This is a genomic window from Pseudoalteromonas lipolytica, from assembly GCF_900116435.1.
Taxonomy (GTDB): Bacteria; Pseudomonadota; Gammaproteobacteria; order Enterobacterales; family Alteromonadaceae; genus Pseudoalteromonas; species Pseudoalteromonas lipolytica.
Genome location: NZ_FPAZ01000010.1, coordinates 48,279 through 63,263, shown reverse-complemented (window position 1 = coordinate 63,263; position 14,985 = coordinate 48,279). Strand labels below are relative to the sequence as shown.

Here is a 14,985-nt window from a genome sequence, read left to right as displayed (position 1 = left end):
AATTTATCTTACTTTACTTGCCAGTCCATTTGCGCTTCGGCCTTAATAGGCACTACCTGCGAATCGCCTAATTTATAAGTAGCAGGCACTGTCCAACTTTCTTTCACTAACGTGATGATATCGCAATTGCGCGGCAAGCCGTAAAAGTCAGGGCCATAATGACTCGCAAAGCCTTCTAGCTTATCTAAAGCTCCCGCTTCCTCAAACGCTTCTGCATAGAGTTCAATCGCTGCATGTGCGGTATAAGCACCCGCACAACCGCAAGCTGCCTCTTTCTTATCTTTATAATGCGGTGCAGAGTCGGTTCCCAAGAAAAACTTTTTACTGCCACTTGTCGCCGCCGCAATCAGCGCTTGCTGATGGATATTGCGCTTCAGTATAGGTAAACAGTAATAATGTGGACGAATGCCGCCTGCCAACATATGGTTACGATTGTATAAAAGGTGATGAGCTGTAATTGTTGCAGCAACATTATCTGGTGCACTATTAACAAACTCTACCGCATCTTTTGTGGTGATATGCTCAAGGACAATTTTCAAGCTTGGGAAATCATTCACAACATCGGCAAGAATGGTTTCTAAAAACACTTTTTCACGGTCAAATATATCTATCGATGAATCGGTCACTTCACCATGAACAAGTAATAACATACCGACGTCTTGCATCGCTTCTAGAACTGGGTAAATATTCTTAATTGATGTAACACCCGAGTCAGAGTTTGTTGTCGCACCTGCAGGGTAAAGCTTTGCAGCAACAATTTTTCCTGTTGCTTTTGCTTTTTTTATCTCTTCTGGGCTCGTTTTATCAGTGAGATAAAGCACCATTAGTGGTTCAAAATCACCCTGTGGGCCAGCCGCTTTAATACGCTCATAATACGCCAATGCACTATCGGTACAGGTAGCCGGTGGAACAAGATTAGGCATAATAATCGCACGACCCATGTAGCGGCTTGCATCACGGACAGTATCGACCAATTGATCACCGTCGCGTAAATGAATATGCCAATCGTCTGGTCGTGTAATGGTGAGGGTTTGAATCGTATTTAAATCTGACATTGCTGGTTTCCACGGCTAAGAGTTAGAGGGATAGCTTAAACGAGGTTAAATCACTAATTGACTTACTTTCGTTTATATTCAGGTGCGTAGTTTACACCAGTTTCAGTTTTTTTTGAAAATAACTTTGTGGATATATTGATAGTAGGTTAACGTAATTAATTAACAGATTATTTGGCTCATTTTTCTTTATTATGCCTAAACATTTAGATACCGCGAGTGCACTTGAAGTCAAAACAGATCAGTTGCATATCATTAATCAGTTTTCATCATCGTTGATGCAGTTAGACACCATAGAAGAGCTACTTGAGTACGTCACATCACATGTTGTAAACAGACTCGGGTTCATTGAGTGTGTCATTTACTTAGCAGATGATGAAGCACGTACCCTCAAAGAAGTTGCTTCGATGGGTAAAACAAATAGCGGTGATAACTCTTATTACATTGACCGCACAGAAATTAGTTTTGATCAGGGTATAACCGGGTATGTTGCATCCACTGGCAAACCTTTAATGATAGGCGATGTAAGACACGAAAAACGTTATATCGCAGATGCGCGCCCCGCCCTGTCTGAATTATGTGTGCCGCTGGTTTATAAAGAAAAAATCTTAGGGGTCATTGACTGCGAGCATCCGCAAAAACATTACTATAACGATGCTCACCTTGAGATTTTATCAACGGTTGCCCATTTACTCAGTGCAAAAATCGACCAAGTCAGAACCGTTAAAAACTTAAAGCAAACTGTTAATCAGTTAAACGATGCGCAAAAACTTGAAAATTGTATGCTACAGATAGCCAATCTTACCTATCAATCTAGCGAACTCGACAGCTTTTTCGAGTCACTTCATGCCATTATTACCACGCTACTCAGGGCTGATAACTTTTTCATCGGGCTTTATGACAAAAAATGTGATGTGCTCGATATCGTTTATATTATCGAAGAAGGAGTGCGTTCTAACGCACACAAAAAAATCTCTAAGGATCTATTAAAAGACACGGCTTCCTATTATCTGCTCACAACAGAGCAATCTCTATTATTCAATAAGGAAGAATTCCAGCAACATATTGATGCAGGCCATTTTAAAATGGTGGGTCGGCAAGCCGAGTCATGGTTAGGTGTTCCTTTTAAAGTAAATGACAGAATTAGCGGGGTCATTGCGGTGCAAAGCTACAGTGATCGTTATCACTACAGTGAGCATGATCGCGCGCTTCTTACCTATGTAAGTCGCCAAATTAGCATGGCTATTGACCGTCAATTATCACGTCAAGAATTAGAGCACCGTGCATTACATGATGAACTAACAGGGTTAGCAAACCGTTCATTATTAATTGAACGCATAAAACACGGCATATTGCGTTTAGCACGTGCGAATAAAGAGACCCAACATGCGTTGTTGTACTTAGATTTTGATCGGTTTAAAAGTATTAATGACTCATTAGGTCATGAAGTGGGTGACCATTTTTTAGTGAGAATTTGTGAATTAATTCAAGGCACCATTCGTAACACAGATACTTTTGCCCGTTTAGGGGGAGACGAATTTGCGATTTTTATGGAGAATATAACCGATAAGCAGCAAATAAATGATGCCCTAGAGCGAATTCAAACTGCACTAGCTGATCCCCTCAATATTGACGGCCACTTATTACAGGCTTCTACCAGTATTGGCGTTGCATTTTGTGAAAGTGAAAACGACAAAGCTTACAAATTATTGCAACATGCTGATGCAGCCATGTACGAAGCTAAATCTTCAGGGCGTGGACACGTAAAGTTTTTTAATAACACAATGCGTAAAAAGCTAAAAACCCATGCCGATATCGAAAATGATTTACAGCATGGCATCGAACACAATGAATTTGAACTGTATTATCAACCAATTTTTACAATTCAAGAGGCACAGGTCATTGGCTTTGAAGCATTGGTACGCTGGCACCATCCAACCAAAGGGTTTGTAGCACCGAATGATTTTATCCCCGTTGCAGAAGATACAGGGCAAATCATCAACTTAGACCTGCATTTACTCGACTTAGCAGCTCAGCAAATTTCACATTGGTATCAACACGGACTTCCCTTTACCAGAGTCACTGTTAATGTCTCGTCTAGACACTTTGCGAGTCTTGATTTTGTAGCCCAAATGCATGCTTTATATAAAAAGTATCAACTTCCGTTAGGGTCACTCTGTCTAGAAATTACAGAATCAGGGCTAATAGGTAATTTAGAACTCGCAACTAAAATAATAAAAGGGTTAGCGCCCCTTGAAGTAAAACTTTGCTTAGATGACTTTGGGACAGGTTACTCTGCCCTAGGCTATTTACACCAATTACCGATTCATATCTTAAAAATTGATAAGAGCTTTATTGATCATATTACAAAATCACATAACCCATTAATAGATGCCATATTATCTTTAGCACAATCATTACAGCTTGATGTGGTTGCAGAAGGAATTGAAACTGAGCAACAGCTAGCCATCTTAAAACAAACACCGTGTAAATTTGGTCAAGGCTTTTTAAAAGCAAGGCCAATGCCGGCAAAGGATGCTAAAAACGTTATTTTACATGGCTTATAAAAAGCATACTCGCCTTTATAAGCCATGAAAAAAACGACCTTACTGTAAAAAGACGGATTTGTTTATTGATAAGCTTGCTGTAATAACCTTTAGCAACCATACGCAATCATTTTCAGGCATTAAACCTGACATACACAGCGTTAAGGATGTCTGATTAACGCCTCCATAGGTGCAGGAGTTACAGCAATGCAAAGGCGATTACCAAACACAAATAACACAGCTACATAACACAATGTGCTTGCTACCGACGCGGTTTTCTTACCTCACATTTATTGCCACTAATACCATTCCGCTTAATTAAGTGGTCTATTTTGAGGCAATAAAACCGCGTTGATAACAAGGCAAAAATTTAGTTATTTAGTTGTTTTAAATCAGAAATTTTTAACGCAGGTAGCGACTGGTTTGATCACTCAAAATGATTAAGTATTTTTGCGGATTGGTATAAATTAAACGCCTTGCTAGCAACGGGATGACTCAACGTATACTTTTTTATATCGGTGTTAATATAACTTGCTAACACTGAACAAAGAGCCCTCTATTGAGCAATATATACATGCCACTCCCCTCTACACAGCACATTAATCTTTCTCACTCTATACCTTAAGTCTACCTTTATACCTGAGTACACCTTATGCCTAGTTCACATTTTTAGGCTTCAAAAGCTAAATTTGGCACTGGCGGCACTGGGGATACCTTTATTGAGTTTTCTCTTTTTTGTCGCTTTTCCTATGACTGCTAAATTCGCCACTTATAAACTTGAGGTAAATTCATGGAAATATCGCAGCAAGTGTAAAAAAACAAACTGACAACGCTGTCATTTATTGTTTAGAAAGGTTATTGTAAACATGCAGTAAAAAACAACGCTATTTTAGACGTCTAGACGTTGAAAAAATATAAACGAAAGCGTAGTATGTTTGTAATCTGAGTTTGACTCACATTTTTCATGAGATTTTTTAAAGATGATTGATATAAAGCACCTTAAAACAATTGCGACACTTAAAGAGACCGGTTCTTTAGTTAATACAGCCCGAGAACTCTTCTTAACGCAATCAGCGTTATCACATCAGATTAAAGATCTCGAAAATAAACTCGACTGCCAGTTATTCGAACGGAAAACACAACCGGTTCGTTTCACACCGCAGGGCATGCTCTTACTTGAATTAGCCAACGAGGTGCTTCCTCGGGTAGAAGCCACAAAATGTCGATTAAAAGAGAGTCTTAATCAACCAATATCAAACTTGAGATTAAGTGTTGAGTGTCACGCCTGTTTCCATTGGCTGTTGCCGACAATTAAAGAATTTAATAATTTTTGGCCAGACATTAAAGTCGATTATGAACGCGGTTTTAGCTACGATGCTATTCCTGATTTAATGAATGACGAACTCGATCTTGTGCTTACATCAGATATTCGTGAACCAGATCAGCTCGAATATGCACATCTATTCGACTTTAAATTAAAATTAATCGTGGCACCTGATCATGAGCTTGCAAAAAAAGCCTATGTGACCGCCCTGGATCTGAAAAACGAAACAATCATTTCATACCCTATTCCACGTGAACGTCAGGACATTTTTAAGCATTTTATACAAAATGCACGCTTTGACGGCACACTTAAAACCGTTGACCAAGGCTTATTAATTTTTCAGCTTGTTAGTGCTGGAATGGGGGTTGCTGCGCTACCAGACTGGTTAGTTACACCTTATGAAAGCCAAGGCTTGATAAAATCAATTCCATTAGGTGCTCTAGGTCTTACACGTCCTATGTACTTAGCAATGAAAAAAAATATGAAAGATAATCCTGTATATCGTCATTTTTTGAATACTTGCAAACTAAATAATGGTCGCTAAACACAGATAAACTATCTAACATCGTTATATCTTACAATCACTTGTATTTACTATGTTTGAAATTAAGAAGATAATTGGCTCATTGTTAATGCCACTCCCGTTGCTTGGCATAATAACATTACTAATGGTATTTCTAGCGATAACACAGCGACGAAAAGCGCTCTATTTAGGGTTTATCAGTGTATTAAGCCTACTAATTGTAAGCACCCCTTATGTTGGTCAAACGCTGATTGCTTCAAGTAATAACCCACAATGGCAATTTAATAAACGCCAACACTCCCAGATTGATAACATTGTTGTTTTAGGTTGTACCATCATGCCGCATCCACAACTTGTTGCTAATAACCAACTGGGCGATTGTGCTATAAGCCGCTTATTAGAGGGTGTAAAACTTGCGCATCAATACCCGGATGCTATTTTATTTGTCTCTGGTGGTGGCTTTGCCAATACCACAAACAGCCAATTGATGTTTGAAACAGCCAAGACATTAGGTATCGCAGCATCAAGGATCAAACAAAACCCGCTTGCGATGGACACCGCAGAAGAAGCGAAAAGACTGGCGATATATTTGGTCGACAAAAAGAGTGCTTTAGTCACATCTGCAAGCCATATGCCGCGCGCAAAAGATCTCTTCAACGCGCAAGGAATCGAGGTAATACCCGCAGCAACAGATTATAAAGATTACAGCCAATTTCCCATGTACAAACAATTTATCCCCAGTGCCGATGTACTCGTTGCAGTTACACGAGTGAGCCACGAAAAGGTAGGCAGTCTGTGGATTAAATTACGCCGCTGGATTGATCCAGAGGCGTTGTAATCACTTAACCCTGTTAGATTAAACAGGGTTATCAATATCTATAAAAGTAACATCAAAACCATGCTGCTCAGCTAAAAGCTCGCCAAGTGCTTTTATTCCGTATCGCTCAGTAGCATGGTGACCTGCAGCGAAAAAATCAATTCCTTGCTCTCGCGAGCTATGAATAGTTTGCTCAGATGCTTCACCTGTCAAATAGGCATCAATACCTTGAGCAGCAGCTAAGTCAATATAACCTTGCCCGCCCCCTGTACACCAAGCAATGGTTTCAATCTTGTCATCGCGCACTAAGCTCGTTAAAGGTTCACGGTGTAGCACTGTGCTAATTTTGTCTGCAAACTCTTTGCCCGTTAAAGGTGTTTTTAAAAATCCTTTTACTGCGACGCTGTTTGGTCCCGCTTCAAGCCCCGCGCTAAGTTCAATATCTAATAAGTGTGCAAGTTGCGCATTGTTGCCAATGACGGGATGAACATCTAATGGCAGATGATAAGCAAATAAGTTGATATCATGAGCAAGTAACGCCGCTACACGCCGTTTTTTCATACCTGTGATTGGCTGAGACTCACCTTTCCAAAAATATCCATGGTGAACCAAAATAGTATCCGCGCCGTGATCAATAGCCGCATCAATCAATGCTTGGCTTGCCGTGACCCCTGTCACTATTTTTTTTACCTCGTTTGCACCTTCAACCTGAAGCCCATTCGGGCAAAAATCTGCGATTGAGTCGGGTTTTAGAATGTCGTTTAATAACTGAGTAAATTGTTTACGTTGCATATAGAAATCGTCCTCTACCCCTTAAATTTGTGCAAATTTTGGCGTTTATAAGTCAAAAATGGAAGGAAAATCGCAAAAAATTGAAAAGTAAGCTGAAAATAGGTATAAATATATATTCTTAATCTGTGTTTACAACGTATAGGGTCTCTGATGAGCAAACTAGACAAAACAGAAGTGTTAAATGCCTTCGAAGCAGCTTATGAAGCAGCGAATGGTAAAAAACCTGAAATCACAACAAAACCTGGTTGGTATAGCATCGACGGTGGCAAAAATTTGCGCCTTGCTGATGTTGCAGCGCTGACTGAAGAGCTCACTTCTGGTAAAACAGCTGAGCCTAAAGCAGAAGAAGCACCAAAAGCACCGGCAAAAAAAACCAAAACTAAAACCGCTGCGCCAGCTAAGTCAGTTAAAAAGTCACCATTCACCGTAGTGAAAGCGAATGATGATGGTTTCAAAGCTGAAGAGCTGTGGATTGTTAACCTAGCTGAAAAAGACCACGATTGTCGTTTACCTCGTGGTGTTGTGTAACTAATTACACATTGGGAAAAAACCGCTACTAATTAGCGGTTTTTTTATGCCCAGTTATCGAGATATTTATCAAGTATTGTGAAACAAAACCACAAAGCACAATAAATACGGTACCTGTTAATACGGGCATTACTAAAAAATCCCAGCTTTGCAACGATTGCATTATTAAAATAGGATTTGCCCCAGCGGCAGGATGCACTGTGCGTGTTAGCATCATTAATGAAATAGCCAACCCACTGGCAATAGCAATCTCAAAAGGACTGACACCAACAAAATTTACAAATAAGACTCCTATAAACGCCGTTATAAGGTGACCACCAATCACATTTCTGGCCCGCGCAAGTGGACTTGTAGGTACACCAAAGACTAAAACGGCAGTCGCTCCAAATGGAGCCATTAACCATATGCCAAAATCCCCTCGTTGCTGTAAGTAAGCAAGTACAAAAATAGCCAGCGCTGCAAATCCACCTGCAATAACCGCTTTGTTAATTGTTTTGTCCATCATATCTCCATTGCTCAAAGTAGACCGAGTTGTCTACCTGCAAATAGTAGACAGCTCGGTCTACTTATATCAAGCTAGAATTTCTATCTAGGAGCAAGCATGGATAAAAGAACACACATTACATTGACTGCACTCGAATTGTTTTACGATAAAGGAATTCACAGCGTGGGGATTAATGAAATTATTAGTGCAGCAAATGTAGCTAAAAAAACGATGTACCATCATTTTGCAGGTAAAGATGAATTAATTTTAGCGTGCCTAAACGAACGGCATACTACATTCATAACGTGGCTTGAGAACGCCACCAACCAACAAACGACATTACACGATTTTCAAGAACGTTTATTTACAAGCTTCGAAGATTGGTTTCATTCTAAGGTTGCAGAGCTTGGAAACTTTAATGGCTGTATGTTCATTAACGCAGCGGCAGAATACTCAGCGCCGCAAAGCCCAGTCAACCTTGCATGTAAAGCACATAAAGCCGCTGTTTCTTCACTCATCAAACAGCGTTTGTCAGAATGTAAAGACGTAAAAGCCGAGAAAATTGATTCTCTTTGCCACTATTTAATGACACTCACTGAGGGAATGATTTGCCAAGCAAAAGTGTCTGGTATGAAGCAATTCCCTCGCCTGCTAAATTAAAAACCATAAAAAAAGCGGCTCAATGGCCGCTTTTCACTTTACGCTATTTATATCTTTTCAAAATATAATTTATCACGTTGTTTTCCGCCGACTTCATTCATCGTTGCCGCGTCAAATAAACGACCATTCACCATGGTATAGTCGATTTTGTCGGTATCACGAATATTCGTCAACGGGTTACCATCAATAACGATAAGATCCGCTAATTTGCCCGGCTCTAATGAACCAATATTTTTATCTAAGCCGATGTATTTAGCAGGATCGAGTGTCGCCGCACGAATTGCTTCTAGCGGCGTCATACCGCCTTGAGCAAACATCCAGATTTCCCAATGTGCAGCTAAGCCTTCACGTTGACCATGAGCGCCCAAATTAACCAATACTCCTAAGTCTTGTAGCTCTTTAGCAACGCGTGCGTTGTTAAAGTGGTTGTAATGATGATCGGGTGCTTTTACTCGACGCATTGAGCGCGGTAAAAGTTGGTTTTTAGGCACAAATTTACTTAGACGTGGGTGGTTCCACACATCCGTTTTATCATACCAGTAGTTTTCACCCCAAATGCCACCATAAGCAACACCTAACGTAGGTGTATAACCTACATCACTTTGCGACCATAGTTGGCGAATATCATCATAAATGTTCGCAACAGGAATTGAGTGCTCAATACCGGTATGACCATCAACGACCATGGTCAAGTTATGCTGCAATAATGAGCCCCCTTCTGGCACAACCATCATTTCAAGTTCACGCCCAGCTTCAATTACTTGCTGACGCTGTTCACGGCGAGGCTGGTTGTATGACTTAACACTAAATGCACCCACTTTTTTCAAGCGTTCAAGGTGGAATTTAGCATCGTCAAGCGAGTCAATATGCGATGTATAGCCCGGCATATTGGCACCGTACAGTATTGTACCGGTAGAAAAAATGCGTGGTGCCACTATCATGCCTGCTTTTTGCATTTCACTCGCAGCAAAAATTTCGGTGGTGTCGTTCGATGGATCATGAATCGTCGTAACACCCAGCGATAAACCAGCAAGGTTTTTCCAGTTTTGTTGCGGGATTATTTCATCACTGGCTTGCGCACCATGAGCATGGGCATCAACAATGCCTGGCATAATCGTCTTGCCGGTCACATCAATAACTTCTGCACCTTTAGGAATTGTTACAGAGTCTTTGCTTCCGACTGCTTTAATGTGTTTTCCATCAGTTACAATCACACCATTTTCAATAACTTGCTCACCATTCATGGTAATGATGCGTGCGCCCGTTAGTGCAAACATCCCCTTTGGCTCAGCCATTGTTTTGGTAAAGCCAATGTTGTCACCACTTTTCACTTTAAAATCTGTGTCTGCGTTTTTATTTATGTCAAATAAACCCGCTAAACTTGCATGATAAAGCTCAGGACCAAGACTCCAATACAGTTTATCACTGGTTCCACTCCAGCTAATATTCTCGCCCGCACGAACTGATAATTGTTCAATTGGGAATTGACTATCTTTCGGGCCAATATTAATGGTTTTGCCGCGTTCAACAAAAGGGGTTACAAACACTTTAAAACGCTCAGCAAATGCCAAATATTTACCATCTGGCGACACTCTGAACTCCGTTGCATGCTCAGACTCATACAGCTTACGTACTTCTTTTGACTCAAGCTCAACCACACTAAGCGTAGGTTTAGGCCATGGGCTCATTACATAAATACGGTCATTCATTGCGCCAAATTGCGGCTGGTAACCTGACTTAGTGATCAGTGCGGATTCACCGCCCTTGGCACTAACAGAATAAATGCCCGGCTCTAATGACCAGGTTGGATTGAGGATACTGCCACCCGATGCTTTACGATAAACAACCGTCTTACCATCTGGGCTAAAGGTAGGTTCTACATATTTACCTGGTTCTTCTGTTAACTTATTACCTCGTCCGCCTCTTGCAGAAACGACACGCACAGAGCCCTGTTCATTGTCATCCCACGTTGTATAAACTACTTTTTTACCATCGCGGGAAAACTGTGGAAATAACTCAAAATGATCGTCTTGTTTAGTTAAGCGTTTCACTTTACCTGACTCAAGATCACGCTTATAAATATGACCCAAAGCTTCAAAAATGGCTGTTTCACCGTCTGGTGAAATTTGCACATTGCGCAGCATTTTTACCGCAAAATTATCGCTATCGATATTGTGTGTAAACCGCACTGCTTTTTGAATTTGTTTATTGGTTTCTACCTTAAATGGGATACGTGATACTGATTTATCATCAACATCTAATTTATGAATTGTGCCACCAGCCCAAAACACTAATTGCGCATTATCTGGCGTCCAAGCAATGGTCGGATAAACACCGTGTATTGCCCATGTTTCTTGCATATCTCGCTCAAGCTCACCATATAACTTTGTATGCTCACCAGTGTGAAGGTCATATAAATATAAGCTTGTTTGAAAATCATCACGCTTGATATAAGCCAGCTTTTTACCATCTGGTGAGGGGGTTGGACGAATAGCGCCCCCCATTCCATCAATAATAGTTTCAATTTCACCGGTTTCACGGTCATAGCGTTTAATTTTGTAGATACCCGCAACTGAATCTTTTGAGTAATGGAATGTTTTACCTGGTGTAGCATCATGTGAAAAATACACATAACGACCGTCAGGTGAAAACATCGGTTCACCTAAATCTTTTTGATCGTTTTCACGTGCCGTTAACTGCACCCCCTTACCACCGGCTTTGTGGTATAGCCAAACTTCACCCGCACCGAGTGAGCGGCTTGCTGTAAAGTGCTTACGCGCAACTAAATAGTCGCCATCGGGGCTCCATGCAGGGCTATTTAATAAACGAAACGTTTCGTCAGTGACGGCCTTTTGGTTTTCACCGTTGACATCCATAATCCAAATGTTATCACCACCACCTTGATCAGATGTAAACGCAATGTATTTACCATCAGGGCTAAAGCGCGGTTGCATCTGCCACGCAATATCACTTGTTAATTGTTTTGCCGTACCGCCCGAGATTGGCATAGTGTAAATATCACCCAACAGATCAAACACCAAGGTTTCACCATCAGGACTAATATCAACATTCATCCACGTGCCTTGTTCAACACTGATTTTGGCATCTAAAAACTGACCTGCTGGCGCATCAACTCGCCACTTTTCATCACTTGACTGCTCGGTTGCTATTACTTGCCCTGTAAAGGCGAGTGAAATCGAAACAGCCAAAGCCGTATGAAGCATTTTCTTCATGGAATTCTCACTTGTTATTGTTTTGTTATTTGCACACATATTGATTGCATCAAATAGCATAGCAAGATTCCAGCATTACGTGTTAAACAGTCGTAAATTGGCGACTAATGCCACGCAATGGGATCAAATTCATAATAGCTTACCAATAAATGATAAATTTCAGGATCGAATTGCCTAAGTGCAGCAGGCTTTTCAAGGAAAGTTTCGGTGATCACGGCAAAAAACTCGGCTTCATTGGTCGCCCCATAACTATGAATAACATGGGGCATACCGTAAGCAATGTGTGTTTTAAGCTGATTAAAAGCACGACTGAATACTTTGGCCCATTGTTGATAGTCAGCATTACTAGCAAGCAATGGCGTGCCTGTCGTTTTTCCTGTTTCTTGGTCTAGTTGATGAGCAAATTCATGGAATACCAAATTGTGGCCATCACTAGGGAGTCGGCTTCCTTCTAGCACATCGTGCCAGCTTAAGACCAAAGTGCCACCAGGCCATGACTCACCTTGTCTCACGGTATTATGATAACTAACAAGACCTGCACCATCGCGTGATGTTTGTGGTGCATAATAGGCACTTGGATATAATAAAATGTCTTTCACATTACGATATAAAGGCCAAGGCTTATTGAGCACTAAAACACATGCATCTGCAGCAACAATGAGTTTCATTGCATCATTTAACTGCAGGCCATCACACCCAATAAATCGCTTTTCATTTAAGAACCAAACAATATGACGCTCTAATTTTTCACGATCAGCGTCCGTCATTTTTTGATAAATAGGCATGTACTTCAACAGCAATGACTTCTGCTCTGAAGTAAGGGAATAGGTCAGGTACTTTTTATGCCAAAAATGATTTCGAATATCATCCCAGCGCCAGTAACTGACAATAAAAATGAGCAAAAAAAGTAACAAAACAAGGTTAAGCATTATCATCGCCTAAAATATAATCTTGTTACTTTAATGTGTGCAAACAAAAAAAGATCAATTGTTTGCACACATTTTTATTTAAGTTGCAGTAAAAAGTTACAGGACAGGAACCGTTGCCGAACCAGTTACCACTTCTTTACTACCTTTGACTCGATACTCATAGTCGAAGGTAATCGTGTTAACGTTACCAGAGGCGTTATCATCAAGGTATGTTACATCCCACGGTAGTCCATGCATATACATTAAGCCATCTGGTAAAGAAGTATATTTAATTGCATAACCAGAATCACCATAGTGCGTTTCATTTAATGCAATTGAAACTAGGTTTCTTAAACTATCATTATAAATATACTCACCAGAGACAATTGTAAGCTCTTCGTAAACAGGATTCATAGTGCCATTTCTTGTATAACCCGTTAAGGTAATATCAAATTCAGCAAGTGATGCAATAGATGTAGGTAGATACAGGTTCACATCATTACTACGACTTGATGATCCAACACTCACACCCGCTGAGTTAGTAGCATGAATCAATTGACCAGCTTTCAAACCATTATTATTATCGAATTTAACATCTTTGATTGAAAACGCAGCTTTATCAGCAACCATAAATTCATTTTCAAATGAATAATTAGCATCTAAAGCAGTTTCTTTATCAATCACTGAATTTAAACGGTACTTATAACGACCAACACTAAGCGCTTGCTCAGGCAGCACTTCCACAAAGGTATCATTTAATGACATTGATGAAGTCGTTGTAATGTCTACATCGTTTCTATTAAAAAATGTACTCCCAGCAGGGATTGAATCTGTTGTTGATTCATTACCGCGGATCACTGTAAGCGAATTTCTTCTCACCAATGAAATACTATCTTGTGTAAGCTCTATCGGTTTTGAGAAAAATAGGTAATAACCATTATTCATCGCATTAACAGTTCGGCTAAGCAAATCTACTTGTGTCGTTTGTGCGCCTTTATTGGCCTTAAAAATCACCGACACAACACCGTCTTCGACTTGGAAATTACCTTGGTTATAGATACCTTCAACCACTAAGCCGCCATTTACTTCTCTAACAGAAAATGAATCAGATAAATAATTTTGACCATTTACATCCGTAAAAGCCGACATTCTTACACTAAGAGTTGAGCTACCTTTAAAGTCATAGACATACTCATTTTCTGTCGCATCAAAGGTCAAAGGATTAGACTCATAATCATTGCTTGATGCCACTAATTCAATATTTGAAAAGACTCGACCAGTTTCATCGATAACTTTAACACGTAATTGATACTCTTGTGTCACATCTGTATCTTTAAACAAAATGGTTGCATCATCATTCAATGTGCTAAATGAGACAGAACTTTGATTGTAATAATTTTGTACAAGCTCATAATCATTAATAGCATCGTTATCAACATCCATATCGATATGAAGAGCAATTGCATTTCCCAAACCGACAGGTTTCTCAATTGAGTAAAGATTAGTTTGCTCGTTATAGGTCGCACTGAAAAAATGCTCATTGCGAGATTGCCACGTGCTATCTGTCAGGCCTAATGATGTAGTATAAGTGAACTGAAGGTCTTTAATGGGTGTATTTTCACCATCAAGCAATGCCGTGAATTGAATGGTCTCAGTTGTAGTAACTGAAAGTGAGCCTAGCTGGCTGACTCCAGAGCCTGAGTTACCATAAAATGCACGCTGTTGAAACGAACCATCAGTACTTGTCACAAGTAACACGTAATCAGAATGTTTTGGAATATTTTTCAATTCAAACATGCCATCACTCAGCGAAATCGCCTCTGACCAAGTATTGCCAATTTTAATTTGAATTTGTGCATTAGTCGCTAAGCTGTCAGTGACGTAATTTTTAACCGTTCCTGTTAAAGTCGCTGTTTCAGCTTCTTGAGTGGCCTTATTTTGTTCTTCAATTGCACTGATTAGTTCATCGTTATTATTGTCTTCAACTTCTAAACAACCAGATAATAAAAAACTCGCAGAAAGTGCGAGTGCAATAGTATGTTTTTTAAACATAAAAACTCCATTTAATTGTTTTTGTTTCCCTTGTAGGGGCTGCAATTATAATGAACTTAAAATGAA

At 40.0% G+C, this 14,985-nt stretch carries 11 protein-coding genes; 5 read left to right on the top strand and 6 right to left on the bottom strand.

Annotation, left to right across the window (positions count from 1 at the left end; genetic code table 11):
• Nucleotides 1-8: 8 nt before the first annotated feature.
• Nucleotides 9-1,055: a dihydroorotase gene (pyrC, locus tag BM378_RS12070; RefSeq protein WP_074989273.1), complete on the bottom strand. Its 1,047-nt coding sequence runs from the start codon at nt 1,053-1,055 to the stop codon at nt 9-11.
• A gap of 191 nt (nt 1,056-1,246) precedes the next feature.
• On the opposite strand from pyrC, the gene BM378_RS12065 reads away from it, so the two are divergent.
• The 3 genes from BM378_RS12065 (at nt 1,247) to BM378_RS12055 (ending at nt 6,283) form a co-directional block, all read left to right on the top strand.
• Nucleotides 1,247-3,619: a bifunctional diguanylate cyclase/phosphodiesterase gene (locus BM378_RS12065; protein WP_036967520.1), complete on the top strand. Its 2,373-nt coding sequence runs from the start codon at nt 1,247-1,249 to the stop codon at nt 3,617-3,619.
• 959 nt (nt 3,620-4,578) lie between these two features.
• On the top strand, nt 4,579-5,466 hold the full coding sequence (locus tag BM378_RS12060) for a LysR substrate-binding domain-containing protein (RefSeq protein WP_036967517.1): 888 nt from the start codon (nt 4,579-4,581) through the stop codon (nt 5,464-5,466).
• Nucleotides 5,467-5,518: 52 nt separating this feature from the next.
• On the top strand, nt 5,519-6,283 hold the full coding sequence (locus BM378_RS12055) for a YdcF family protein (protein WP_036967513.1): 765 nt from the start codon (nt 5,519-5,521) through the stop codon (nt 6,281-6,283).
• An 18-nt stretch (nt 6,284-6,301) separates the two neighbouring features.
• Here BM378_RS12055 and BM378_RS12050 read toward each other — a convergent pair whose 3' ends face one another.
• Complete coding sequence (locus BM378_RS12050; RefSeq protein WP_065978719.1) at nt 6,302-7,054, bottom strand: Nif3-like dinuclear metal center hexameric protein; 753 nt, start codon at nt 7,052-7,054, stop codon at nt 6,302-6,304.
• 150 nt (nt 7,055-7,204) lie between these two features.
• Between BM378_RS12050 and BM378_RS12045 the strand changes: the two genes are divergently transcribed.
• A complete protein-coding gene (locus tag BM378_RS12045; protein WP_036967506.1) occupies nt 7,205-7,582 on the top strand; it encodes a hypothetical protein in 378 nt (125 codons plus the stop codon).
• Nucleotides 7,583-7,610: 28 nt separating this feature from the next.
• Here BM378_RS12045 and BM378_RS12040 read toward each other — a convergent pair whose 3' ends face one another.
• Nucleotides 7,611-8,087, bottom strand: coding sequence for an HPP family protein (locus tag BM378_RS12040; RefSeq protein ID WP_065978721.1), 477 nt, complete (start codon nt 8,085-8,087; stop codon nt 7,611-7,613).
• 96 nt (nt 8,088-8,183) lie between these two features.
• On the opposite strand from BM378_RS12040, the gene BM378_RS12035 reads away from it, so the two are divergent.
• A complete protein-coding gene (locus BM378_RS12035; RefSeq protein WP_036967499.1) occupies nt 8,184-8,726 on the top strand; it encodes a TetR/AcrR family transcriptional regulator in 543 nt (180 codons plus the stop codon).
• A gap of 47 nt (nt 8,727-8,773) precedes the next feature.
• On the opposite strand, the gene BM378_RS12030 is transcribed toward BM378_RS12035, so the two are convergent.
• From BM378_RS12030 to BM378_RS12020, 3 genes are all read right to left on the bottom strand, one after another.
• On the bottom strand, nt 8,774-11,959 hold the full coding sequence (locus BM378_RS12030) for an amidohydrolase family protein (protein WP_074989326.1): 3,186 nt from the start codon (nt 11,957-11,959) through the stop codon (nt 8,774-8,776).
• A gap of 104 nt (nt 11,960-12,063) precedes the next feature.
• Complete coding sequence (locus BM378_RS12025; protein WP_036967496.1) at nt 12,064-12,888, bottom strand: M90 family metallopeptidase; 825 nt, start codon at nt 12,886-12,888, stop codon at nt 12,064-12,066.
• 96 nt (nt 12,889-12,984) lie between these two features.
• Nucleotides 12,985-14,919 (bottom strand): hypothetical protein, encoded by a 1,935-nt coding sequence (locus tag BM378_RS12020; RefSeq protein WP_036967493.1) that lies wholly within the window; start codon nt 14,917-14,919, stop codon nt 12,985-12,987.
• Nucleotides 14,920-14,985 lie beyond the last annotated feature (66 nt).